This is a genomic window from Vibrio sp. TRT 29B02 (assembly GCF_050113655.1).
Lineage (GTDB): Bacteria > Pseudomonadota > Gammaproteobacteria > Enterobacterales > Vibrionaceae > Vibrio.
In genome coordinates this window covers 1-25,256 of record NZ_JBNJOJ010000048.1, presented here as the reverse complement: position 1 = coordinate 25,256, position 25,256 = coordinate 1, and the positions used below count along the sequence as shown (strand labels likewise).

The following is a 25,256-nucleotide window of genomic DNA, read 5'->3' as shown; positions in this document are numbered from 1 at the left end:
CGATTGATATGTAAGACCAAGTGGTAGTGGTTGCTCATGATGGCGTAAGCGCAGATGTCAATGCAGTAAAGTTGCGAGAGCGCCATCATTTTTCGCTTTACCCACGCTCTGCGATGCTCATAATTTTGTTGAGTGATAGGGTCAGTCCCACACAGGAAGCTACGCCTGACGCAGCGAGAGACGCAATGATAATAAGGTGTGGCATCAACACAGATCTGTTGTTTTCTCGCAGTTGTCATTTTTACGCCCCTTTAGTGAGTTATCCAGTGAGGTTAAGAATGCCAACAACAATCGGCAACCCGTATGAATAGAACCTTTGGCGTAAGTATCAACAACTCACTCTTATTTCATCCTTTATGGCGTGTGTCCTTTTTACTGTCCTTTTTTACCTATGCTTTTTACCTAGTTTCGTCTGACATCGTTAAAAATTTCACAAGACAATTTATAGTTGTGTTGCCTTGCTATTTTTTGAGAAAAGAATAATTGTGGTAATTCATAGATGACTAACAATCCGAGAATTAGAAGTGCACTCGTGTGACCTAGAACAAGACCAGCAATGCTTACTAATAGCAGTGTTAACTCCAATGCAAATAATGAATACTTGCCTAGATAGCAGTGATGAAAACCACCGAGGAAAAACCAATTCAATGTGGCATAAGTGTCGGGGTCTTTGAGTTTTTTGGACTGGCGATGATAGAATTCTTTTTTCTGAGCGTCAGGTAACGAGTTCACCTGTTTTCTTAATAGTTCTTCGTTTTCTTCTAGCTTCTCAATGGGTTCAAATAAGCGCATTACGGCACCTCATCATATTTTTTTTCAATGAGGTCAGGTTGGTTACAACGCTTAATCCTCGCCAAACCAAGCTTCCAACCTTTTATTGCCCCATACTTCGTAATACATTGTTTTGTGTATTCAGAGCAAGTAGGCTCAAAATTACATTCAATGTTCAACAGCTGCTTTGATCCACCGCTAGCTTGGTAGCGATGAATCAATTTCAAAGAGATGTACTTAAGCAAGCTTAGCGACCCAGAGTAATGATCACAGCTTCTCGTTTCCAAAACAGCATAAAACGTTTCTGTTCAACGATTTGGAACACTACTTGCCAGCCCTCTTGTGCATATTTGTTAAGCTCCGCTTCCATCTTCTGTACAGGTAAACCACTAGCCCCAAGTAAGACTGTACCACAACCACCTTCAACAATATGAACCACTTTATATTCTGTAAATTTTGTCATTTTATAGCCAACTAATTGAATAAAAACAGCATGTTACAATAACGCAGAAAATGCATCAAGGTGAATATTAAAAATATTCCCCACGAAACAACGTTAACAAACGTTAAAGGACAACGTTAAAGGGACACACGCGTTAAAGACGCATTAAAGACGCGTTAAAGAGACGCGTTAATGGGACACACACCATCTATAATGGGACACACCATCTATAAAAAGACCCCCAATGTTTTTAGTCAACAATTGGGGGTCATAACAAGTTTATAGTATTCGGGTCACTTAGAGTTTAAAGCGCTGGATTTCTTGCTCAAGTTCGTTAGACAACTCAGATAGTTGAGCCGCTTGAGATGCTGCATCGTGCGCTTCGTCAGCGAGTTCGTTAGAAACATCGCGGATACCGACAGTATTACGAGTAATTTCAGACGTCACAGAAGCTTGCTCTTCCGCAGCAGAAGCGATTTGAGTCGCCATATCGCTGATACGTTCAACCGCCGTTTGAATTTGTGTCAAACTCACCGCAGCAGAGTCTGCATCACTTACACTGGTATCGGCTAGTTGGCGACTGTCGCCCATAATACCGACGGCTTTACCTGTCGTGTTTTGCAGAGTTTCAATCATTTGCTGAATCTCTTTGGTCGACGCATGTGTACGCTGGCTCAGCACTCGAACTTCATCGGCAACCACCGCAAAACCACGACCTTGTTCACCAGCACGCGCCGCTTCGATTGCTGCGTTCAATGCTAATAAGTTGGTTTGTTCTGCAATGTCTTGAATCGTCGACAAGATGGTACTGATGCTGTGTCCGTGTTGCTCCAATTCTTGAATGACTTCTGTCGCTACACTCACTTCTGTGGCTAGATTTTGAATAGAGCCTTGAGTTTGAACGACTTGCTCGCCACCGTGGATACAAGCTGTTACAGCCTCGCTAGAGTTTTGCGCTGTATGATCTGCATTACCAGCGATCTCTTGGGTTGCGGCTGCCATCTCATTGATCGCGGTCGCGACCATGTTGATTTCATCTTGTTGTAGTCGGATACGAGCACTGCGTTCTTCAGCTTGCATCGCCGTCTGCTTAGACTGTTCTGAAAGTGAAGCAGAAACCACGCTTAGCTTAGATACCATCGCATGCATGTTTCCAACAAAGATGTTGAAGTTATTTGCTAACTGCCCCACTTCATCATCGCTGCGTGGTTCAAGACGTTGAGTCAAGTCGCCTTCACCCGACGCGATCTCTTCTAGCGCTTTTGAAACACGCACCAAATCGTTGAACAAGTAACTAACTAGCCATGAAACAAGTACAATCACAATTAAGGTGATAACCACAGCCGTGATGATCAAACTTTGTAACAGCTCGGCCAGTGCCGCTTCTTCCGTTGCACGGTCCATCTCAATCGCAAAGATCCACTGAGTGCCTGGCACCTTAGTAAAGAAGTAGAGCTTCTCTTGACCGTTACGCTCAAATGTTGCTACTGAACCTGTATTGGCATGCTTTTCGATCTCACGCAAAGTTAGTTGTTTAGAAAGAGTGTTCGTTGGCTTTAAAGAGAGTGATTTGTCAGGGTGAGCTAAGAATGTGCCATCTTGAGCATCAATCAACATTGCGTATGCGTTCTTGCCGGCATCCAAGTTGATGACGTCATTAATTAACTGGTCGATAAGTACATCAGCACCAACCACTCCAACAAACTGTCCATTGGCACGAATTGGTTCAGCGATTGTTACTAGTAACGCATTGGTGATTGCGTCGGTGTAGGCTGTGGTAATGATCTGTTTGCCCGCATTACTCGCATCGATATACCAAGGACGAACGCGTGGGTCGTAATCTGCACGATTACGTTCAGGGTGTGAGCGGTACATCCCACCTTCTGGCGTACCAAGGAAAATGTCATCAAAACCGCCTGCTTTGCGTGCTTGCTGCAGGAACGGAACCACATCGGCTTCACGGCTGTAGTCGTTGAATGCACTGGCAATATCTTTACGGATCGATATCCAGTCCGAAACGCCTACAGATGCCGCATTTGCTAAGCTTGTTGCACGTGCATTGACACCATTACGTGTTTGTTTTGATAGTTGTTCGGCGGATAGCCACGTCAAAGCGCTTGCCATCAGCACAACGGCGATTAAACTCGCGCCGATGAGTTTTTGTTTTAAGGATAGTTTCATGGTTTCTATACAATTAGTGGAACAGACAGGAAGGGGATTTTATCGGCAATTTCTTACATTTGCACCAATTAATGACAGTATCTTGACTTAAGATAACGTATTGTTATCCCGATATTTTATTAAACGTATGACGGTGTTTTTTGCGCATGTCATCACCACAGCACTCTATACCCACTTTTGACATCAATTTGTCAACTATTGTATGAGTAATTGATTAAACTCTGCGGCAGAAATGGGCTTGGAAAAAAGGTAGCCCTGATACTGATGACATTTTTCCCGACGCAGTAATTCGAGTTGCTCGTCGACTTCTACCCCTTCGGCAATCACCGTTTTGTTTAGGTTGTGTCCCATTTGGATTATGGTTCGAACAATCATATGGTCGGTGACGTCTTCTACGCAGTCATCAATAAATGACTTGTCGATCTTGACCACATCGATAGGTAGATGTTTTAGATAGTTCAATGAAGAATACGCCACCCCAAAATCATCAATAGCTATCGTGACCCCTAGGTCTTGAAGCTTTTTACAAGTCTGAGCAACTTGGGAATGCTTATCCATCATTGCGGTTTCGGTGATTTCAATCTGCAAACAATTGGCTGGCAACTTGTGTTTCTCTAGCTGTTCCATGATGTAAGGAAAGATATCGTCATGAGCAAACTGAACGCTGGAAACATTGATAGAAATAGGAATCCGCGAGCCCTTATCGAGCCAAGCCTTAGCCTGAATAATGGCTCGTTCGAAAACCCATCGGCCGATTGGGATGATTTGCGCGGTTCGCTCCGCAACACCAATAAAATCATTGGGTGCCACAAGCCCTAAATCTGGATGCTGCCAGCGGATCAAGGCTTCCGCACCGACGATCTTATTGCTTTCTAAGTCGACTTTTGGCTGATAGACAAGGAACAATTGCTGGTTATCAATCGCGCCTTTGAGTTCTATTTCAATCTGATGCGCACGAATCGTCTCATCCATCAATTCATCATCGTACCATTGGACACGAATCGATTCGTTCTGCTTGCCTCGAGCAACAGCCGCATCGACGTTTTTACCCCATACTTTGATGTTATTTTGCGCATCACTTAGCAGAGCACATCCTCCTCTGTATCTCAGTCTGTGCGAAGTATTGTGGATCTTACACACTGTGTCATGATGCGCCTCAAGTCGATCGATAAGTTTATTCACTTCATCGAGTTCGCCATTCTGGCAGGCAACCAAGATAATCAGTTCATCACCGCCTAAGCGAAATAGTTTTCCGTGTCCACCTACAAGTCTTTTAATGTGGCAAGCGAATTGATACAGCAGTTCATCACCATAACCGTAGCCCAAATCGTCATTCACTTTCTTTAAGTTGTTCAAGCCGACCTGAATCGCTGCATAGTCCATCTGATCACTGGCACTAAGGTCACTCACCGCTTGGAAAAAGGACTTACGATTAGGCAGATTGGTCAAATAGTCAGTCAAACTTGCCCGCTTATACAACCGTGATTGCTTTTTCGCTTTTTGCTGATAGAAGGTCATCACTGTGGCGAATATCGTAATAAAGAGTACTTCAATTGCATCTTCGACGAACTCGTCAAACTCTTCAGTAGGAAGATCAATAAGGTAGCTGCCTATCAGCCCAAGTCCCACCGCGATTGGCCACAGTGAACCTGGAAACAAGATGATGTAGCAGAGGGGTAAGACAAGTAAGCTTTCTTCAATGGCATCCATCTCTAAAGGTTCGATAATCGAACCTCCGAAGATCAAGAATAAAGAGACCAAACTTGCAATAATTTTAAGTCGCCTATGAGGTGAAAAGTAAGCGACTAACATAGCAATAGGAAACGCAGTGTAAAGCAGACGAATAGACTTATGTTCAGAGATAAGTGTATAGGTTATTAGGGCAACAGAAATAAAGAAAAAAGCCGTTACACCATATTGGACTATTCGATTGAAATGCTTCAATTGCACTCAACCCTCCTTACTAAAAATGCCTGCAAATAAGCCTATAAATGACCAAGAAGCATACAGTATGCACAATCATTAAATAGAACGCAATACCATTAAATGATTATACTACTAACCTAAAGCATAGTCGAAAATGTTCCTATGACCTCTATCACCTTAAATAAAAAGACAAAAAAAATGCCAGACTTTCGTCTGGCATTTCTCATTTATTAGATTATTACTTTAGCTTAGGCTTCAGTATCATCACTTTTTTGGTCTGCCTCAGGTGCTTCTGATGATACAGTTTGTTCACCTTCAACACCCTCTTCACCTTCTGGAAGTTCAGCTTCTTCAACTTCGTCAATTCGCTGTAGACCAACAACGCTTTCATCAGCTGAAGTACGGATGAGCGTGACACCTTGAGTGTTACGACCCACTTGGCTTACTTCCGCTACGCGTGTACGAACCAAGGTTCCAGCGTCGGTGATCATCATCATCTCGTCGCCTTCCTCTACCTGAACCGCACCAACCACAGGGCCGTTACGTTCAGAAACCTTGATTGAAACTACACCTTGTGTTGCGCGTCCTTTGATTGGGTACTCTGCAAGTTCAGTACGCTTACCAAAACCGTTTTGAGTCACAGTCAGGATGTCACCCTCGTTAGAAGGAACAATTAGCGATACTACTTGATCGTCATCGGCCAGTTTCATACCACGAACACCTGCCGCTGTACGTCCCATTGCACGTACTTTATCTTCACTAAAGCGAACAACTTTACCTGCTTTAGAGAACAGCATGATGTCACTTTGACCGTCTGTAATGTCAACACCGATCAGAGAGTCATCTTCACGTAGATTAACCGCAATCAGACCGTTTGAACGAACGTTTGCAAACTGATCCAGTGACGTTTTCTTAACAGTACCGTCGCCAGTCGCCATAAAGATAAACTTATCGGCACTGAACTCAGAGACTGGCAGAATCGCGGTAATACGCTCACCTTCTTCCAGTGGAAGAATGTTGACGATTGGTTTACCACGTGCAGTACGACTTGCTAGCGGTAGTTGGTACACTTTCAGGCGATATGTCTTACCGCGAGTAGAGAAACATAGGATGTTGTCGTGGGTATTCGCTACTAGAAGACGCTCAATGTAGTCTTCCTCTTTCATCTTAGTTGCGCTCTTACCTTTACCACCACGACGCTGAGCTTCGTAGTCACTTAGGATCTGGTACTTAACGTAACCCTCGTGAGAAAGTGTTACCACAACGTCTTCACGTGCAATCAGCTCTTCCATGTCGATATCATGGCTCGCTGCAGTGATTTCAGTACGACGAACATCACCAAATGCATCACGAACTGATTCTAGTTCTTCACGAATCACTTCCATCAAACGTTCTGTGCTTGCAAGAATGTGCATTAACTCAGCAATTTCTTCTAGAAGCCCCTTGTATTCATCAAGGATTTTCTCGTGCTCAAGACCAGTAAGCTTGTGTAGACGTAGATCTAGAATAGCTTGTGCTTGAGTTTCGGTCAGGAAGTACTGACCATCGCGAATACCGTATTGTGGTTCTAGCCAATCTGGACGTGCAGCATCAGTACCCGCGCGTTCTAGCATAGCTGCAACATTGCCTAGATCCCAACCACGAGCGATTAAACCTGCTTTAGCTTCTGCTGGTGTCGGAGCATTGCGGATCAATTCAATGATTTCATCGATATTCGCAAGTGCAAGTGCTAAACCTTCGAGGATATGAGCACGGTCGCGAGCTTTACGCAGTTCGTAAATAGTACGACGCGTAACAACTTCACGACGGTGATCGACGAAGCACTTCAGCATATCTTTTAGGTTGAACAGTTGTGGCTGACCGTTGTTCAGCGCAACCATGTTGATGCCGAAAGTTGTCTGCAATTGAGTTTGTGCGTAAAGGTTGTTTAAAACCACTTCGCCTACTGCATCGCGCTTACATTCGATAACAATACGCATACCGTCTTTATCTGACTCGTCGCGCAGTGCACTAATGCCTTCTACTTTCTTGTCTTTTACTAGCTCTGCAATCTTTTCAATCAGGCGAGCTTTGTTCACCTGATACGGGATCTCAGTAACAATGATGGTCTCTTTACCATTCTTGTCCGCTTCGATTTCCGCTTTAGAACGCATGTAGATTTTGCCGCGACCAGTCTTGTATGCATCAACAATACCTTTACGACCGCTGATTAACGCAGCTGTTGGGAAATCTGGACCAGGAATGTAATCCATCAATTCATCAATAGTGATCTGTTCATTATTGATGTATGCAAGACAGCCATCAATCACTTCACCAAGGTTATGTGGTGGGATGTTGGTTGCCATACCTACCGCGATACCAGAAGCACCGTTTACCAGCAGGTTAGGAATTTTTGTAGGTAAAACAGCTGGAATTTGCTCAGTACCATCGTAGTTTGGTACGTAGTCCACTGTTTCTTTATCTAGGTCAGCGAGAAGTTCATGGGCGATTTTCGCCATGCGAACTTCGGTATAACGCATTGCCGCCGCTGAGTCACCATCGATCGAACCGAAGTTACCTTGACCGTCGACTAGCATGTAGCGTAGCGAAAACGGCTGAGCCATACGTACGATAGTATCGTACACAGCAATATCACCATGTGGGTGATATTTACCGATTACGTCGCCAACAACACGGGCAGATTTTTTATATGGTTTATTCCAATCGTTACCTAGTACATTCATCGCGAACAATACGCGGCGGTGTACAGGCTTTAGGCCATCACGCACATCTGGTAGAGCACGACCAACGATAACTGACATCGCATAGTCTAGGTATGAACCTCGAAGCTCATCTTCAATGTTTACGGGCGTGATCTCTTTCGCTAGATCGCTCATAGAGCCATTATCCCTCTATTTGTAGATCGTATGTACAATACGCTTAAGGTGCAAAAATATAACATACATTTCAGTGGTTCGGCATTACTTTCCCTCTCCTTTTATCAGGTTGTGAGGTTGGTTGTGAATCAAACGTCGAGAAATTGCACACTGATCTTATATCTTGCTGATTAGTGGCTACATTTTGTTCAATAGTCGATAAAAGTGCCCCCTCCTTGTGGAGTGTTATCATTTAAAGGGTATAATGCCCCATTCAAGGAAGCTGGTTAATTAATAGAGTTGTTATGACCCAATCACAAAACGTCGATCCAAATGAAATTAAGAAGTTTGAGGATATGGCCTCACGCTGGTGGGATTTGGAGGGCGAATTTAAGCCACTGCACCAAATCAACCCATTACGTTTAGACTATGTTCTTGACAAGGCTGACGGCTTATTTGGAAAAACCGTCCTCGATGTCGGTTGTGGCGGCGGTATTCTTGCTGAAAGCATGGCAAAGCAAGGTGCCGTGGTGACTGGTCTAGATATGGGTAAAGAGCCCCTTGAAGTTGCTCGCCTTCATGCCCTTGAAACAGGAATTAAGCTCACTTACATCCAGAGTACCATCGAAGATCACGCTGTCGACAATGCAGGTAAGTACGATGTTGTGACCTGTATGGAGATGCTAGAACATGTTCCTGATCCTCAGTCAGTCATTCGCTCATGTGCAGCACTTGTAAAGCCTGGTGGTCATGTTTTCTTCTCTACTCTCAACCGTAACGTTAAGTCGTATCTGTTTGCGATTGTGGGTGCAGAGAAGCTGCTTAAAATCGTTCCTGAAGGAACTCATGACCACGAGAAGTTTATTCGTCCCGCTGAACTGATTAAGATGGTCGATCACACCGATTTGACCGAAATGGCGATAACTGGTCTGCACTACAACCCTCTTACCGACACCTATAAACTAGGTCGAAATGTTGACGTGAACTACATCGTCCACACTCAAAAGTTTTAGCAAATTTCACCTGATTAAAGACAAGGTTATGTTTAAGGCGGTAGCACAAGCTCACCGCCTTTTTTAGTTCTTTTTTAACCTATTTTTGTCGATCTGATTCCAATTTAATCAACTCAATAATCGCACTCAAAATTGAGTAAAGATCAAGGGATTTTTTTTTGTTTATGGTTACTTCTAAACCGATCCTCAAAGTGCAGTTTTACACAATCTTTGCTGCTCTAACTTCATCGGTTAGTAGACACTTACTGTTTTTTTCATTTTTGTTAGTTATCCACAAGTCATCCAAGATCTGCAACTTGAAATACAGTGGGGATAGCACTATCTTGTAATCCGCACCTCGGTGCACCCCTATATGTTGTGTTTGTACTACAATATATAGATAGACTTTGATCACAAAGCCGGAACGAATTTTACAAGAATTACACAAAAATCCGGCTTTAATCAGTTTTGTTAGGGAAATGAAGCAGAATGAACCAACAACTTACCGTTACAAAGCGTAACGGACGCAAAGAAAGTATTGATCTTGAAAAGATCCATCGCGTTATTACCTGGGCTGCAGAAGGTCTAGATAACGTCTCTGTATCTCAAGTAGAACTGCGCGCTCACATTCAGTTCTATGACGGTATTACAACCTCTGATATTCATGAAACTATCATCAAATCAGCGGCTGACTTAATCTCAGAAGAGACGCCTGACTACCAATACCTTGCTGCTCGATTAGCTGTATTCCACCTGCGTAAAAAAGCGTACGGTCAGTATGAGCCACCAACGTTATATGATCATGTATCTCATCTTGTTGAAATGGGCAAATACGACAAGCACATTCTGGTAGACTACACCAAAGCAGAGCTGGATGAGCTAGATGATTACCTAGACCACAAACGTGACCTAGACTTTTCATACGCTGCTGTTAAACAGCTAGAAGGTAAGTACTTTGTACAGAACCGCGTATCAGGTCAGATCTACGAAAGTGCTCAGTTCCTATACATTCTTGTTGCGGCTTGTTTGTTTGCTAAGTATCCAAAAGAGACTCGTCTTGATTACATCAAGCGTTTCTACGATGCGACTTCAACATTCAAAATTTCTCTACCTACACCAATTATGTCTGGTGTACGTACTCCTACTCGTCAGTTCAGTTCATGTGTACTGATCGAGTGTGGTGATAGCTTAGATTCTATCAATGCGACGGCGAGCTCTATCGTTCGTTATGTATCACAACGTGCTGGTATCGGTATCAACGCAGGTCGTATCCGCGCTCTAGGTTCAGAGATCCGTGGTGGCGAAGCATTCCACACTGGTTGTATCCCGTTCTACAAGTATTTTCAAACTGCGGTGAAATGTTGTTCTCAGGGCGGCGTTCGTGGCGGTGCAGCGACCGTATTTTACCCACTATGGCACGGTGAATCTCAAGCACTTATGGTCCTGAAAAATAACCGTGGTGTAGAAGAAAACCGTGTTCGTCATATGGACTACGGCGTTCAGTTGAACCGTTTGATGTACCAACGTCTGGTTGAGGGTGGCAACATCACGCTATTCTCGCCTTCTGACGTTCCTGGACTTTACGACGCGTTCTTCCAGAACCAAGATGAGTTTGAGCGCCTATACGTTCAATATGAAAATGATCCATCAATCAAAAAAGAGACCGTAAAAGCAATTGAGATGTTCTCTATCTTGATGCAAGAGCGTGCCTCTACAGGTCGTATCTACATTCAGAACGTTGACCACTGTAATACTCACAGCCCATTTGACGCTGAAGTTGCACCAGTCCGTCAGTCTAACCTGTGTCTTGAGATTGCACTGCCGACCAAACCGTTAACCAACGTTGAAGATGACTCTGGCGAAATCGCACTGTGTACTCTGTCTGCATTTAACTTGGGTTCAATTAAGTCGCTCGACGATTTTGAAGAGCTGTCAGATCTTGTTGTTCGCGCTCTTGACGCACTGCTTGATTACCAAGACTACCCTCTTCCAGCGGCGTACAAATCTACTATGAACCGTCGTACTCTAGGTGTGGGCGTTATCAACTACGCCTACTACCTTGCTAAGAATGGCGTGAAATACTCTGATGGCAGCGCAAACGGCCTAACTCACCGTACATTTGAAGCGATTCAATACTACTTGTTGAAAGCATCAGTAGCACTAGCAAAAGAGCAAGGTAAGTGTCCTCTATTCGAAGAGACAAACTACGCGAAAGGTCTACTTCCTATCGACACTTACAAGAAAGACGTGGATAAGATCTGTGATGAGCCGCTGCACTATGACTGGGATGGCCTACGCCAAGAGATCATGACACATGGTCTGCGTAACTCTACCTTAACTGCGTTGATGCCTTCTGAGACCTCTTCTCAGATTTCTAACGCGACTAACGGCATTGAGCCGCCACGTGGCTATGTATCAGTGAAAGCGTCTAAAGATGGTATCTTGAAGCAAGTTGTTCCCGAGTTCACTGAGTACAAAAACAACTATGAGCTACTGTGGAACATTGGTTCGAACGAAGGTTACTTGCACCTAGTTGGTATCATGCAGAAGTTTGTTGACCAAGCTATCTCTGCAAACACTAACTACGACCCAACGCGTTTCGAAAGCGGTAAAGTACCAATGAAGAAACTGCTGCAAGATCTTCTTACTGCGTATAAGTTCGGTGTTAAGACGCTTTACTACCATAACACACGTGATGGTGCGAGCGACGACCAGAAGGACGCTGTACAACCACAAGATGACGATTGCGCAGGCGGCGGTTGTAAGATTTAATCCCTGGCCCACTTTCAGTGGCTAAGGCATAACAAATTATTCGCCCCTCTTGTAACGAGGGGCATAAAAGGAATTGAGGCATCATGGCTTACAGTACTTTTAACCGAAACAAAAATGACCAGCTAAAAGAACCAATGTTCTTAGGTCAGTCAGTAAACGTAGCGCGCTACGACCAACAGAAATTTGAGATTTTCGAAAAGCTGATTGAAAAGCAGCTTTCATTTTTCTGGCGTCCAGAAGAAGTTGACGTATCTAGCGACCGTATCGATTACAACAAGCTACCAGAGCATGAAAAACACATTTTCATCTCTAACCTAAAATACCAAACCTTGCTTGATTCTATTCAAGGTCGTAGCCCAAACGTTGCACTACTTCCCCTTGTTTCACTACCAGAAGTAGAAACGTGGATCGAGACTTGGTCTTTCTCTGAAACGATTCACTCTCGCTCATACACGCACATCATTCGTAACATCGTGAACGATCCTGGTTTGGTGTTTGACGATATCGTAGAGAACGAGCATATCCTAAAACGTGCTGAAGACATTTCTCACTACTACGATGATCTGATTAAGATGACCAATGACTACCACCGCTATGGCGAAGGTACTCATCAGGTTAACGGTGAAGAGATCACCATTAAACTGCATGACCTGAAGAAGAAACTATATGTGTGTCTAATGTCGGTTAATGCATTAGAAGCCATTCGTTTCTACGTAAGTTTTGCTTGTTCATTCGCATTTGCTGAACGTGAGCTTATGGAAGGTAACGCTAAAATCATCAAGCTAATTGCTCGTGATGAAGCACTTCACTTAACCGGTACGCAGCATATGATCAACCTACTGCGCAACGGTCAGGATGACTTCTCATTCATGCAAATCGCTGAAGAGTGTAAGCAAGAGTGTTTCGATCTGTTCAAAGCAGCAGCAGAGCAAGAGAAAGAGTGGGCGGAATACCTATTCAAAGATGGCTCGATGATCGGTCTGAACAAAGACATTCTTTGCCAATACGTTGAATACATCACCAACATCCGTATGCAGGCTGTCGGTCTTGATGCAGCTTACCCTGAAGCGACATCTAACCCGATTCCTTGGATCAATGCATGGTTATCTTCAGACAACGTGCAGGTTGCGCCGCAAGAAGCAGAAATCTCATCTTACCTTGTCGGTCAGATCGACAGTGATGTTCGCGCGGACGACTTTAAGGACTTTGAACTGTAATGCCCAATATCAAAATTAACGGCCTCACTGCTATCCAGTCTCACCCATCAAATACCATTTTGGAAACGATGGAGAACGCTGGGTTAGAGCCAGAATATAACTGTCGAGATGGTCATTGTGGCGCTTGCCGCTGCACCCTGGTTTCTGGAGAAGTGGAATACGTTGGTTTTGCAATGGCTTACACGCAAGAGAAAGAGATTTTGCCGTGCATCTGTAAAGCGAAGTCAGACATCGAGATTGAGGGTGTCAACTACGTACTAAAAGAGAAGCGCGCATAACAACTTGCACTGTTCTAACCACAAACGGCCGATATCATTATGATGTCGGCCGTTTTATTTTGTGTTCTTCAGCTTAACGGATTAACCTTTTGTTACAAGAAGACTCGTCTCATCCATTAGTCGTAAATTTTCTGGATTTAGTCGTAGGAATAAGGTCTGATCACAGCGTTTAGAAAAACATATTCCATTACATCTCTAACTCGCTGTGTCAGTCACATAACCCTACCACTCACTGATCAGAAGCCAAAACTCTATTCTCTAGACCTTTTGAATGATAACGCCAATATGAATAACTATTCACCAAAATATTGAAGTGAAAGCTAAACTAATTTTGTGGTTGTACCTGAGATTTAAGCTCGCGACAAAAACTGATCGGCTGTCACCATGGAGACAGACTTGTCTGCAATCTCCCTGCCATCGTCATCGAACAACGATAGGTGATAGCCAAGGCTATCTTCGCCTCGCTTCTCTTTTGGAGCTTGCAGCCATAATGAGATCATATCTTGACGACCATCCCTAACCGCCTCACCCAAAAGGACTTTTTGGCTTGCAACCTGATACCACACAATGATTTTTGATTGACCAAACATGCGAACCTCCTTGAACAGTTTGCAAATCGAATAGTCAGTTTAAAGGTTATTGTGAAGAATGCACGTTGCAAAAGTAAGACAAGTTTCTGTTCTATTGAAAATCATCGCGTTAAGCATTATATGATTTTTGCATAAGAAAATAATATGAGACGACACGAGTAATAAGAAACATATTCATTCACTTATTACAGAACAGCAGTCTGAGCCAGTTTGACAAAACTGGCTCGCTCTTCTAGCTGAATAACTATGCTTTGAGGACGCTTCGTGGAACGAACATTTCCTTTTCTCTAGTTAGAGAACTGTAGGAAACGAACATCGGCTTAGCGCTTAGGTAACGACGTAACATATCAGCCGCCACTGTGGTGATAACGAGAACTTGCTCATCGCGACTGTAATTACGATTCAAGGTCAAGGTTTGCCCCCACTCCCCCTCCGGTGCCGCAATCGCCACGGAAAAGGTTTTGTCGGATACCTTACCTGTCACAATCGCCAGATCCGTTGCACATTTATCTTTGGTCGCCCCTGCAAGGGCAAAGGCCGCCGCCAATGGATCATCATTCGAATCTCCAACAGCAACACGCTCACCTAACACCCAACCATGACCACAGTATTGGGCTGCTTCGGAGTCTGAGTGCAAACATTGAGACAACGCACCAAAGGTTGACTGCTCAGCGGTCGATATCGAGTACTGTTTCTCTTGAATGAGGAAAGCAAGATGTTCTGGCATCGACTCATCGACACTCACGACATTACTTTCAATCAAGTTGAAAATGATTTGTAGCAGCTTGACGCGATTATCCAAATCGTTCTTTGGACCAAACAGTTTCACTTCGATGTATGGAAGGTATGAACGATAGCCAAGCGTGTACCCTTGAGGCAACTGAACTTTATCAAGTTTATCGGACAGCGCAGACTCTGAGGTGCCAAATGTGTAGAGTTTACTGCACTCGAGACCCGCAATATCGGGATGAACTTGCTTCATATCCGGTAGGATCTGTTGATCGACCATTAACTTGAATTCACTCGGTACCCCAGGAGTGAAATAAAAATCACAGTTATTGAAAGTAACTTTGAACCCGCAAGCCGTTCCAATCGGGTTATCGAGTAGAACGGAATCTTTTGGCAACATGGCTTGTTTGCGATTGCTTTCTGGCATAGTGACACCACGAGCAGCAAAAAAACGCTCTAGTTTTTCCAACCATTCAGGATACAGCACCAACTCTGTTTCGGCGGCTTCTGCGGCTGCCTGAGCACTTAAATCATCGCTAGTTGGCCCCAAACCACCGTTTACAATGACAATGTCGCTATTGAAACTGAGCATCATAAGCTCTTCCACTAGCGCAGACATTTCATCGCCAACCGTTGAACGCTTGGTCAGACTGTAACCATTTTCGAAAAATCGACGTGACAACCACGCAGCATTGGAATCAACAATATCTCCGTGAAGAACTTCTTCCCCAGTGCTTAGCATTGCGATTTTTAACATCATTTATCCTTTGTGGGAAACCTCTCACGTTCGTGAGTTTAACTTATAAATACTATTCTCATAGTCCTAAAATCGAACCAATTACTTATTTAGGACAATTACGGGTTTCTATTCCGCTAAGTTTATAAGATAATTGTGAACCTGATCATTAAAATAATAACGATGGAGTTTTCTGTGTTCAAAAAAAGCATTGCTGCTTTAATGTTGTCAGCGTCTGCTTGCGCCAACGCTAATGTTTATGAATCAAATCAACACATTGAGTTTTCGTATACAGTAGATCAAGCTGAGACCGACACGTTCTACAATCACTCCTATCAATATCAATCTAAAGATCCTTATTGGTTAAGTTTGACCGAAAATGATCTCAAACTTGAAGATCAGGGGCTGCCAAAGTATCTCACGCCTTCAAGCGAAAAAGATTGGGACTACCTTATGGGTCAGACTTACACCATCTTAGGTTTGAGCGTTGCAACTGTCGGCTTGATGACACTACTTCCAGAATCTATCACAAAGTGGGATGAAGAAGATCGTGACTTAAGTGGCCTTGGTAAAAAATGGAAAGATAACGTCACTGATGGCCCAGTTTGGGACCGTGATGAACATTTCCTCAACTACATCATGCACCCATATTTTGGTGGTGTTTACTACACCGCAGCTCGCCATGCTGGATTCAATGAATTTGAGTCGTTCCTTTACTCTGCCACTATGTCGACATTCTTCTGGGAATACGGCGTCGAGGCCTTCGCAGAGATCCCGTCATGGCAAGATATCTTCATTACTCCGTTCTTTGGTGCGGTTGTCGGTGAAATGATGTTCGAAGCAGAACAAGATATCGTAGCTTCTGGTGGCGAAGTCATGGGTTCTGAAACCATGGGTGGCATTACCCTATTCTTCCTCAACCCTGTTGGCCATATTCATGGCTGGGTCAGTGACGCATGGGGCGGCAGCGCTGAGTTCCAGTACAGCAGCAAACCTTGGTTTGGTAACCAAGATGCAGCTAAGTTCGCCATGGATGCGGGTGCGAGCTACGATGATGTTTTCTACGGCGTAGAAATGAAAATCACCTTCTAAATACCTCTCAATCCTATGAAAAAGCGACGTCTCTACGTCGCTTTTTTTGTGCTCGCTACGTGATATTAGTAATGCCAACAATAGATTAGGTTTAAAAGTTGACCCAAGTCAAACCTAACATTTGCCACAATCCTAAACTGAATTTAGGCAGTCATCCTCCTATAGGTTTGGACCGATGAATCTTGCCTGTATCAACGCTAGGAGGCCCACTATGCAAAGCACATTTATCGTTAATTTCGTCGGTAAAGCAACACCTGCGACAATTAAGCAGTTAGCCGCAATCACCCATGAGAATGGTGGTAAGTGGTTAATCAGTAAAGTTAATTTTATTGAGGATCAAGTTGCTGCGGTAATAAAAGTTGAGCTGCCTACTGAGAATGCCGAGGTGGTCAAAGATGCTTTCAATGGTCACCCAGATTTACTGGTACAAATCACGGAATCCGATCAGGCCAATCATCACGTTGATACCATCTACCAATTAAGACTCGATTCCAACGATCGAGCGGGTATTGTCAATGAGATCACTCATGTACTTGATGGTCAAGGTATTAATATTCTAGATATGGATTGTCAGCGCGTATTTATCGCTGGTGGTGGCGGTGTCAGTTCAAGTCTATTTACCGCAAATATGGCAATAAGATTACCTAAAGAGCTCGACATCAAAGATGTCGCTAATGAACTGGAGTCTCTCAGTGAAGATACTCGCGTCTTAGTTGAAAGCTAAGGCAGTTTGTTAAAAAAAGAGAGCGCCAATGTCGCTCTCTTTTTCGTTGCTAGTCGAAGTCAGTCAATCTTATTTCACTGACCATTGAGACAATGAACGTTTAAAGTCTGAATAGTCGAACTCGTTCAGCTTTTCGATCGAACCATTAGAGCGTTCACAGTAAACCGAAGGCATGCGAAGCCCGTTAAACCAGTTGAGTTTAACCATGGTATAACCTGCACTGTCCAAAATGTGCAGACGCTGACCAATCTTTAGTGGTTGTTCGAAGTTAGCAACACAGAATTGGTCGCCAGCCAGACAAGAACAAGAACCAATTACGTACTCGTGCTCACCGTTCTCTGATGCTTCAAGAATCGATGCTGGCTCATTGTAAATAAGCGTATCCAAACGGTGTGCTTCTGTCGCCGAATCAACAATAGCCGTTTTCTTTACGTTCTCAACAATATCAACCACAGTCACAACAAGATCAGTGGTTTTAGTGATGATTGCTTCACCCGGCTCTAGATACATTTGAACGCCGTGTTTTTGCGCAAACGCCTTTAGCGCCAAACCTAGTTTTTCGATATCGTAGCCAGGCCAAGTGAAGAACACACCACCACCCATGCTTACCCAATCAAGTTTGTCGAGGTATTCGCCAAACTGCTCTGAGATAGCATCAAGCAAGCCGATAAATGCGTCCACATCTTTGTTCTCACAGTTCATGTGGAACATCACGCCATCAATTTCGTCAAAAATTTGCGGTTCAATGTGATCGGCTTGAACACCTAAGCGCGAAAACTGACGCGCAGGGTTAGCAAGGTCTTGTCCTGCATAGCTCACACCTGGATTCAAACGTAATCCTAGTGATGCTTTGCCCTCAACAATGTGACGGTAGGCTGCCAACTGGCTTTGAGAGTTGAAGATCATCTTGTCACAGATATCCGCAACTTCACGTACGTCTTCTTCACTGTATCCGACGCTATAAGCGTGTGTTTCGCCACCAAATGTTTCGTAGCCAAGCTTAACCTCAAATGGGCCAGAGCTTGTTGTACCATCAAGATACGGCTTAATGATGTCAAACACCCCCCAAGTTGAGAAACATTTCAGCGCCAGCACCAGCTTAACACCTGAAATCTCTTTAAGCTGTTTCGCTTTCTCGAGGTTTTCAACCAACTTATCTTCATTGATCATAAAGTAAGGGGTTTTAAGTTCGTTATGTTGCATTCTAATACCTTGAGTAGGTTCACTCTAAAATCGAATAAAGCCGATGCAAAGCATCGGCTTAAATTTTATCTGTCAGTCGTTCAGGCCGATTACTTCAGCTTATGGATAACAGGCTGACCAACTTCCAGCTCCTGAACATGCCAATCTAGGCCGATTTCTGGCATTGTTTCTAGGAACGGATCTGGGTCAAGCTGTTCCATGTTGAACACGCCTTTGTCCGCCCACTTACCGCGGAAGAATTGAAGCGCAGCAGTGATTGCAGGAACACCCGTTGTGTAAGAAATCGCTTGGTGTTCTACATCTTCATATGCAACTTCATGATCCGCATTGTTGTAGATGAAGACACTGCGCTCTTTGCCGTCTTTTTTACCCTGAACCCAAGTACCGATACAGGTTTTACCTGTGTAACCCGGTGCAAGGGAAGTAGGGTCTGGCAGTAGTGCTTTTAGAACATGAAGAGGCTGTACAACAGTTCCGTCATGCAGTGTTAATGGCTCTGGACTCAGTAGACCAATATCACGCATACAGTTGAAGTAGTTTAGGTATCTGTCACCAAAGCCCATCCAGAACTCAATACGTTTTGCAGGAATGAACTCTTGCATTGAACGAACTTCGTCGTGCGCCATTGAGTAAACTTTATGCTTACCTACAAGTGGGAAGTCAAATTCAAGCATACGTGAGTGACACGGTACTTGCTTCCACTCTTCGTTTTCCCAGTAGAATGAGTCGCCTTGGATTTCAAGCATGTTTGTTTCTGGGTCAAAGTTTGTCGCAAACTTCTTACCATGGTCACCTGCGTTTACGTCCATCACATCAATCGTGTCGATTTCATCGAACAGATGCTTAACCGCATACGCTGCAAATACTGATACCACACCTGGATCGAAACCTGCGCCAAGAATACCTGTGATACCCGCTTGTTCGAACTTCTCACGGTAACCCCATTGCCAGTCGTACGCTTGAGGAACTTGCTGACCTTCTGAGCACAAGTCTACAGCAACTGAGGTATCTAGGTAGCTAACTTTAGTTTGGTAACATGCTTCCATAATCTTGATGTTGACCCACGGAGGACCAGCGTTGATAACAAGATCAGGTTTAACGTCGTTGATCAGTGCAACCAACGCATCCACGTCATCTGCGTTCACTGCGCGAGATTCTAGCTTTTTAGAAGGATCTTTGAGGTTGTTCTTCTTTTGAATAGACTCAATGATTTTTTCACATTTACCGACTGTGCGCGAAGCGATGGTAATATCACCTAGAACATCGTTATTTTGTGCCGCTTTGTGAGCAACAACCCATCCGACACCACCTGCACCAATTTGTAGAATAGCCATAGTATTTGTTACCTTTATTTTGCTAGCTCAATCGCCAGTGTATTGATTTTGTTCAGTAAAGATTCGAAGTCAGAAATCTTTAAACATGGATTTAAAATTGTAAACTTCAGTGCCGATTTACCATCAACCATAGTCTCACCTAGCACCGCTATTCCGCGGACTAAAGCCTCTAGTCTTACGACTTTATTCAGCTCATCGAGATCAGTGGCGTTTGGATTCACCGCACGGAACAGCACCGTAGAAAGAGAAGGCTGAGCCAGTAACTCAAACCCTTCATGTACGTCAACAAGTTCAGCAACACGCTGAGTTTGTTCAATAACGTGATCGTACATTTCTCCCAGGGTATCTGGACCGACACTCTGCATTGTCATGAACACTTTTAACGCATCAAAACGCTTGGTCGTCGCGATTGACTTATCGACCAGATTCGGTAGCTCATCATGTTCGCGATTCAGATAATCAGCATGGTGAAGCAGGAATCGGAAGTTAGCTTTGTCTTTAAGGAGAATCGCACCACAACTGATTGTTTGATAGAACAACTTGTGGAAATCAACGCTAACAGAATCTGCACGCTCAATACCCGCTAGACGGTCTTTGTGGCTGCTTAAGATCAGCGCACCACCATAAGCACTGTCAACGTGGAACCACATCTGGTTTTGCTGTGCGAGATCGGCAATTGCCGCTAGGTCATCAATGGCGCCATGATCGGTTGTCCCCGCTGTACCCACGACCGCGAAAGGAATCAGGCCTTGACCCAGCAGAGCCTCAACTTCTGCCTGTAACGCTGCCACTTTCATCGTGCCATTTGGATTGGCATCAACGCAGCATACCGCGCCTTCACCGAGCCCAAGCAGAGATGCGGACTTCTGTACTGTGAAGTGAGACTTTTTCGAACACAGAATGCGAAGCTTTGAGGCGTAATCAGGTAAGCCTTGCTTTTGCACTGAGTGAGAGTTCAGTCTATCCGCTACCCAGTCACGCGCTAGCAACAAACCCATTAAGTTACTTTGCGTACCACCACTAGTGAATACACCGTCTGCTTTTGAACCTAGGTCATACTTGCTGCACATCCAGTCTACGACTTTTTGCTCAACATAAGTGGCTGCTGACGATTGATCCCAAGAATCCATTGATTGGTTTAGCGCCGCGATCATCGCTTCCGCGATTACCGATGGCATCAATGGTGGCGTATGTAGATGAGCAATACAGTCTGGATGCTGAACAATGATTGAGTTTTTCGCGACTAATTCCGCCGTTTCACCAATAATGTCTGCAAGTGGCGCGTTTCTGTTATCTAGGTCAACAGCGTTGATCGCTTGCTCCAATAGCTTTGGTTCTAGACCAGAGTATGGCGCGTCAACTTGTTCAAACACGGCTTTCATCGCTGAAGTCGCGTGGTTCATCATTTTGGCAAACTCACGACCGCCTGCTTCACCAGTTTGGATAAAGTGCTGTTTCCAGCTCTCATTCGCCTGCTCAGGGGACACTGGGTTGCCGCCAGCAACAAGAATCGCTTCTTCAATCACACGTAACGCAAAATCGATTTGCTCGAAAGAGATAATCAGAGGAGGAAGGAAACGGATAACCGAACCGTCACGCCCACCTTTTTCTACCATCAGACCACGCTCTAGCGCTGCACGCTGAATCTTCAGTGTCAGTTGACCATCAGATACCGGCTCACCGAATTTATTCAGTTCACTGCCTGGCTTACGGATCTCAACACCTAGCATCAAGCCTTTGCCACGCACTTCTGCGATACAATCTACTCGCTTTTGAATGCCTTCAAGACCAAGACGCAGATATTGACCTGCGATGTTGGCATGCTCAACTAAGTTATCACGTTGGATAATTTCTAGTGCTTTGGCACCCGATACCATCGCAAGTTGGTTACCGCGGAAAGTCCCTGTGTGTTCACCTGGTTTCCATGTGTCGTGCTGCTTGTTGATAACCAGCAACGACATAGGCATACCGCCACCAATCGCCTTTGATAAACACAGTACATCAGGAATGATACCCGCTTCTTCAAACGCGAAGTTGTAGCCAGTTTTACCAACACCACACTGAATTTCGTCAAAAATTAGTAGGATACCGTGTTCATCACAGATACGACGTAACTCACGTAACCAAAAAGCAGGCGCAGGAATGACCCCACCCTCACCCTGCACTGGTTCTACAATGATGGCGGCTGGCTTCATAATGCCCGCTTCATCATCGTTTAGCAGACGTTCGATATACCAGATACTTGCTTTAGCGCCTTCATCACCACCCAATCCAAACGGACAGCGTAGGCTGTAAGGGAAAGGCATAAAGTGAACATCAGACATCAAACCGGTACGACGAGCCTTGGTACCCAAGTTACCCATCATGCCCATGGTTCCGTTAGTCATACCATGGTATGCACCTCGGAAAGCGAACATGGTATTACGACCAGTAGTCTGCTTAGCTAATTTGATCGCAGCTTCAACGGCGTCAGCGCCTGAAGGACCACAAAACTGAATAACACAGTTGTCGCCTAATTGCTGAGGAAGAAAGTGCTTAACACTCTTAATGAATTTTGTTTTGGCTTCCGTTGCAATATCAAGAGTCTGATATGGCAAACCGCTGTCAAGTTCATCCTTAAGTGCTTGGTTGATCTCTGGATGGTTATAGCCCAATGCTAACGTACCAGCACCAGCCAAACAGTCTAGAAATAGCTGTCCGCGGGTATCTTCAACAAGCACACCGTAGGCTTGCTTGATTGCGATAGGTAGACGACGAGGGTAAGAGCGTACGGCAGATTCGTGCTGCTCTTGATCAATCAGTACTTGGTCTGGCGTCAAATCGTAGATGCCATTCAATACTGGAATTTGTGTAGAAAAAGGGGTTGCGATATCGGTGTTCATCACTGCGTTATCGACTTCAAAGGCTGTGCTCATGATCTAATCCCTTGAAATGTAATTATCCCTCAGCAGAACAATGTCTGAATTGAGGGTAAAGCAAGCCGTTCCGCGATCGAAATAAATAACGCGTACGACAATTCGCTCCATCATTACGATGGACTACATAGAAGAAAATTTAGATCAAGGTTCAGTAATGCAACTGTCTTGTAAAACAGGGCATTGTGGTAGAACTAAGCTGATTAGTGTAGTTTTGTTTAGTGGATTCAATGTTGGGTTTCCCATTCACATGTCTTCAGCGACATAAGTATCCCGTCTATCGACAAAAGGGTTTGTCGATACCTACCCTACGTGATGTTCACTCAGCCCGAATGCCATCACGCGTATCCCCCAGAATATCGAATTACGACTCATCTCCGAGATTGCCGCGAAAATTAACATAATTCGAATTCATCTGGCAATATTTTTTGACCTGCACTTTTGAAATAATGACCCAATTATCAAAAAGGCCAACCGTTTGGCTGGCCATTTTATTGGTTAATTATGCTGCATCTGTTTTCAATACTTGAGCCAATAATTCCAACTCATTGGTGATCGCATTGTTCTCGATGAAACCTGCCTCTTCAAAGGCTGTGGTCATTCCCTCTAACACTATGGTTTGCTCTCGTCCCTCATCTGACACGGTCATAACAATGTCATCACCGTCTATTTCAGTGCTGATGGAATCGATAAGATCACCCAGCAGTACGCTGTCATCTTGTTCCAAAATACCGCGTAAATCGATCAAATCACTACCGAGCTCAAAGTTGTCAACAACATCGGTTCCGTTATCTAAGGTACCATCGAGCCAAGTGAACACGTTGTCCTCGCTATCACCGAGCATCATTTGATTACCCAAATCGGCATTCATTTCATCTCCTTGAGCTGCGGAAAGCACTTCATACTCTGGAGATTCCGATACATCAATGGTCACGGTTGATTCGTTACTCACTGCTAAATCTGAATCGACAGCCACATAGTCAAAAGTGATGTCTTCAGTGATATCTTGTGTACCTGACAAGTAACGTAACTCCCAGTTGCCCCCTGTCGAACTTAGTTCCATCTTCACAATTGGGTTATCTGGAGAGGAGTAACTAAATTCGTAAAGAATTTGCTCGTTACCCACGTCACCCTCATCTTTATGGTATTGCTCTACATGAGTCGTACCATCGGCAAACGTATATGTAACCTCGACATAGACATTACTGTTGGCGACAAATGAGCCCCCCATACCATCTAAGCCAAAGGTCACCACACCGAGAGGGTTGTTGCTAAGATCAACGATTAATTTTTCCTCTTTATTCATACCACTACCATCGGTATCACCGATACCCCAACCAACATGGGCAGGGCCGCCGGTGTATTGTTTGAGCGGTTTATCGTTGTTGTCGACAATCGATATGCCGATGGTATTGCCATTCTCTAAAGTGATTAGACGTTCGGTATCACTGACCCACTCACCCCAGTTATAGAAGCCATCTTCGTCAAGAACAATATTCTCTGGGTCGCCGCTATACCCCATTTCAAATGGCTCGCCCAGTCCTGGGACAAAAGTAAAGTTGCTAGGATCAAATAACTTAGCAGGGTCAATATCATTACCTAATACGTGAAGATCTGCTTCAGTAATCACTCTGGTTTCACCAAAGTCATCGGTATAGAGCAAGGTGCCGTATTGTGGCAAAGAGGTTATCATCACGTTGAGCTCAACACCATTAAAGTCATCATCTTCATCTGAAATGTGGTCGAGTAGTTCGTCATCAGAGTCGAATATAATCGGCACAATGATCGCTTCACCCGCATCAACGTTAAAGTCTTCGGTAACTGGTAGTTCGTTAACGTTAAGCTCCGTTAGGTCAACCACGACTTCCGTAGTGAGTTCACCATCTGACGCCACCACCGTAATAGAGTGCTCGTTAGAAAGTAATTCAAAGTTATTGGTAAACGCGGCCACCCCTGCTGCGGTGAGGGAGATTTCGCCGGTAGCACTGTCGATTTCAAACAAGTCTTGGCCTGCAAGCTGAACATTCGAACTGATGCTGTAGCTCACCACATCACCCGCATCTTCATCGGTGGCGGTCACGGTACCTAACACATAGGCGTCAGAGGAATTTTCGTTGTAGGTGAACGAATAACCACCTTCAGGTTGATCAAACTCAGGGGCTTCGTTGAGATCCAACTCGGACAAATCAACGTCCACTGATGTTTCAAGCTCACCATCCGATGCCACTACCGTGATGGTGTGCTGATTGTCTGGCAATTCATAATCGTTGGTGAAGGCGTCTACCCCTGCTGCGGTGAGAGAGATTTCGCCAGTCACACTGTCTATTTCGAACAAGTCTTGACCATCAACCTGAACATTCGAACTGATGCTGTAGCTCACCACATCACCCGCATCTTCATCGGTGGCGGTCACGGTACCTATCACATAGGCGTCAGAGGAATTTTCGTTGTAGGTGAACGAATAACCACCTTCAGGTTGATCAAACTCAGGGGCTTCGT

At 44.5% G+C, this 25,256-nt stretch carries 18 protein-coding genes and 1 pseudogene; 6 read left to right on the top strand and 13 right to left on the bottom strand.

The window, feature by feature from the left end:
- From ACQEXT_RS20440 to gyrA, 7 genes and pseudogenes are all read right to left on the bottom strand, one after another.
- Positions 1–239 (bottom strand): annotated as a pseudogene (locus ACQEXT_RS20440) (transposase); the annotation flags it as partial.
- Positions 240–402: 163 nt separating this feature from the next.
- Positions 403–792 carry a hypothetical protein gene (locus ACQEXT_RS20435; protein WP_426953360.1) on the bottom strand — a complete coding sequence of 130 codons (390 nt, stop codon included), beginning with the start codon at positions 790–792 and terminating at the stop codon, positions 403–405.
- Positions 792–998, bottom strand: a complete 207-nt coding sequence (gene yidD, locus ACQEXT_RS20430; protein ID WP_426953359.1) for a membrane protein insertion efficiency factor YidD — start codon at positions 996–998, stop codon at positions 792–794. Before yidD ends, ACQEXT_RS20435 begins: the two co-directional genes overlap by 1 nt.
- A 20-nt stretch (positions 999–1,018) precedes the next feature.
- Positions 1,019–1,234: a DUF4177 domain-containing protein gene (locus ACQEXT_RS20425; RefSeq protein ID WP_269376376.1), complete on the bottom strand. Its 216-nt coding sequence runs from the start codon at positions 1,232–1,234 to the stop codon at positions 1,019–1,021.
- A 276-nt stretch (positions 1,235–1,510) separates the two neighbouring features.
- Positions 1,511–3,394, bottom strand: a complete 1,884-nt coding sequence (locus ACQEXT_RS20420) for a methyl-accepting chemotaxis protein (RefSeq protein WP_426953357.1) — start codon at positions 3,392–3,394, stop codon at positions 1,511–1,513.
- A 195-nt stretch (positions 3,395–3,589) separates the two neighbouring features.
- Positions 3,590–5,344 carry a putative bifunctional diguanylate cyclase/phosphodiesterase gene (locus tag ACQEXT_RS20415; protein ID WP_426953356.1) on the bottom strand — a complete coding sequence of 585 codons (1,755 nt, stop codon included), beginning with the start codon at positions 5,342–5,344 and terminating at the stop codon, positions 3,590–3,592.
- Between the two features lie 224 nt (positions 5,345–5,568).
- On the bottom strand, positions 5,569–8,196 hold the full coding sequence (gene gyrA / locus ACQEXT_RS20410; protein WP_426953355.1) for a DNA topoisomerase (ATP-hydrolyzing) subunit A: 2,628 nt from the start codon (positions 8,194–8,196) through the stop codon (positions 5,569–5,571).
- Positions 8,197–8,480: 284 nt separating this feature from the next.
- Here gyrA and ubiG point away from each other — a divergent pair, with 284 nt between their 5' ends.
- The 4 genes from ubiG to yfaE all read left to right on the top strand — a co-directional run bounded on the left by ubiG (position 8,481) and on the right by yfaE (position 13,434).
- On the top strand, positions 8,481–9,188 hold the full coding sequence (gene ubiG, locus ACQEXT_RS20405; RefSeq protein ID WP_331417184.1) for a bifunctional 2-polyprenyl-6-hydroxyphenol methylase/3-demethylubiquinol 3-O-methyltransferase UbiG: 708 nt from the start codon (positions 8,481–8,483) through the stop codon (positions 9,186–9,188).
- Positions 9,189–9,656: 468 nt separating this feature from the next.
- Positions 9,657–11,939, top strand: coding sequence for a class 1a ribonucleoside-diphosphate reductase subunit alpha (nrdA, locus tag ACQEXT_RS20400; RefSeq protein ID WP_269376371.1), 2,283 nt, complete (start codon positions 9,657–9,659; stop codon positions 11,937–11,939).
- Positions 11,940–12,022: 83 nt separating this feature from the next.
- Positions 12,023–13,156, top strand: coding sequence for a class Ia ribonucleoside-diphosphate reductase subunit beta (nrdB, locus tag ACQEXT_RS20395; RefSeq protein WP_331417182.1), 1,134 nt, complete (start codon positions 12,023–12,025; stop codon positions 13,154–13,156).
- A complete protein-coding gene (yfaE, locus tag ACQEXT_RS20390; protein ID WP_138971983.1) occupies positions 13,156–13,434 on the top strand; it encodes a class I ribonucleotide reductase maintenance protein YfaE in 279 nt (92 codons plus the stop codon). The genes nrdB and yfaE overlap by 1 nt, the downstream gene beginning before the upstream one ends.
- 350 nt (positions 13,435–13,784) lie before the next feature.
- Here yfaE and ACQEXT_RS20385 read toward each other — a convergent pair whose 3' ends face one another.
- Positions 13,785–14,024: a 30S ribosomal protein S6 modification protein gene (locus tag ACQEXT_RS20385; protein ID WP_138971984.1), complete on the bottom strand. Its 240-nt coding sequence runs from the start codon at positions 14,022–14,024 to the stop codon at positions 13,785–13,787.
- 244 nt (positions 14,025–14,268) lie between these two features.
- Positions 14,269–15,510, bottom strand: coding sequence for a CinA family nicotinamide mononucleotide deamidase-related protein (locus ACQEXT_RS20380; RefSeq protein WP_426953361.1), 1,242 nt, complete (start codon positions 15,508–15,510; stop codon positions 14,269–14,271).
- Positions 15,511–15,684: 174 nt separating this feature from the next.
- Here ACQEXT_RS20380 and ACQEXT_RS20375 point away from each other — a divergent pair, with 174 nt between their 5' ends.
- A complete protein-coding gene (locus ACQEXT_RS20375) occupies positions 15,685–16,581 on the top strand; it encodes a DUF3943 domain-containing protein (RefSeq protein WP_426953353.1) in 897 nt (298 codons plus the stop codon).
- Between the two features lie 211 nt (positions 16,582–16,792).
- Positions 16,793–17,305 (top strand): glycine cleavage system protein R, encoded by a 513-nt coding sequence (locus ACQEXT_RS20370; RefSeq protein ID WP_269376350.1) that lies wholly within the window; start codon positions 16,793–16,795, stop codon positions 17,303–17,305.
- A 69-nt stretch (positions 17,306–17,374) separates the two neighbouring features.
- Here ACQEXT_RS20370 and nspC read toward each other — a convergent pair whose 3' ends face one another.
- The 4 genes from nspC to ACQEXT_RS20350 form a co-directional block, all read right to left on the bottom strand.
- On the bottom strand, positions 17,375–18,508 hold the full coding sequence (nspC, locus tag ACQEXT_RS20365) for a carboxynorspermidine decarboxylase (protein WP_331417178.1): 1,134 nt from the start codon (positions 18,506–18,508) through the stop codon (positions 17,375–17,377).
- A gap of 89 nt (positions 18,509–18,597) precedes the next feature.
- The gene (locus tag ACQEXT_RS20360) at positions 18,598–19,842 is read right to left on the bottom strand and encodes a carboxynorspermidine synthase (protein ID WP_331417177.1); all 1,245 of its coding nucleotides are present in this window, start codon (positions 19,840–19,842) and stop codon (positions 18,598–18,600) included.
- Between the two features lie 14 nt (positions 19,843–19,856).
- Positions 19,857–22,757, bottom strand: coding sequence for a pyridoxal phosphate-dependent class III aminotransferase (locus ACQEXT_RS20355; protein WP_426953352.1), 2,901 nt, complete (start codon positions 22,755–22,757; stop codon positions 19,857–19,859).
- Positions 22,758–23,259: 502 nt separating this feature from the next.
- Positions 23,260–25,256: cadherin repeat domain-containing protein (locus ACQEXT_RS20350; protein ID WP_426953351.1), on the bottom strand; the 1,997-nt coding region annotated here is incomplete at its 5' end.

Bases quoted from the DNA above. Each gene is read 5' to 3' on its own strand.
- nrdB (WP_331417182.1), top strand. From the start codon at position 12,023: ATGGCTTACAGTACTTTTAACCGAAACAAAAATGACCAGCTAAAAGAA.
- ACQEXT_RS20355 (WP_426953352.1), bottom strand. From the start codon at position 22,757: ATGAGCACAGCCTTTGAAGTCGATAACGCAGTGATGAACACCGATATC.
- ACQEXT_RS20425 (WP_269376376.1), bottom strand. From the start codon at position 1,234: ATGACAAAATTTACAGAATATAAAGTGGTTCATATTGTTGAAGGTGGT.
- ubiG (WP_331417184.1), top strand. From the start codon at position 8,481: ATGACCCAATCACAAAACGTCGATCCAAATGAAATTAAGAAGTTTGAG.
- ACQEXT_RS20420 (WP_426953357.1), bottom strand. From the start codon at position 3,394: ATGAAACTATCCTTAAAACAAAAACTCATCGGCGCGAGTTTAATCGCC.
- nrdA (WP_269376371.1), top strand. From the start codon at position 9,657: ATGAACCAACAACTTACCGTTACAAAGCGTAACGGACGCAAAGAAAGT.
- ACQEXT_RS20370 (WP_269376350.1), top strand. From the start codon at position 16,793: ATGCAAAGCACATTTATCGTTAATTTCGTCGGTAAAGCAACACCTGCG.
- yfaE (WP_138971983.1), top strand. From the start codon at position 13,156: ATGCCCAATATCAAAATTAACGGCCTCACTGCTATCCAGTCTCACCCA.
- ACQEXT_RS20385 (WP_138971984.1), bottom strand. From the start codon at position 14,024: ATGTTTGGTCAATCAAAAATCATTGTGTGGTATCAGGTTGCAAGCCAA.
- ACQEXT_RS20380 (WP_426953361.1), bottom strand. From the start codon at position 15,510: ATGTTAAAAATCGCAATGCTAAGCACTGGGGAAGAAGTTCTTCACGGA.
- gyrA (WP_426953355.1), bottom strand. From the start codon at position 8,196: ATGAGCGATCTAGCGAAAGAGATCACGCCCGTAAACATTGAAGATGAG.
- nspC (WP_331417178.1), bottom strand. From the start codon at position 18,508: ATGCAACATAACGAACTTAAAACCCCTTACTTTATGATCAATGAAGAT.
- ACQEXT_RS20435 (WP_426953360.1), bottom strand. From the start codon at position 792: ATGCGCTTATTTGAACCCATTGAGAAGCTAGAAGAAAACGAAGAACTA.
- ACQEXT_RS20360 (WP_331417177.1), bottom strand. From the start codon at position 19,842: ATGGCTATTCTACAAATTGGTGCAGGTGGTGTCGGATGGGTTGTTGCT.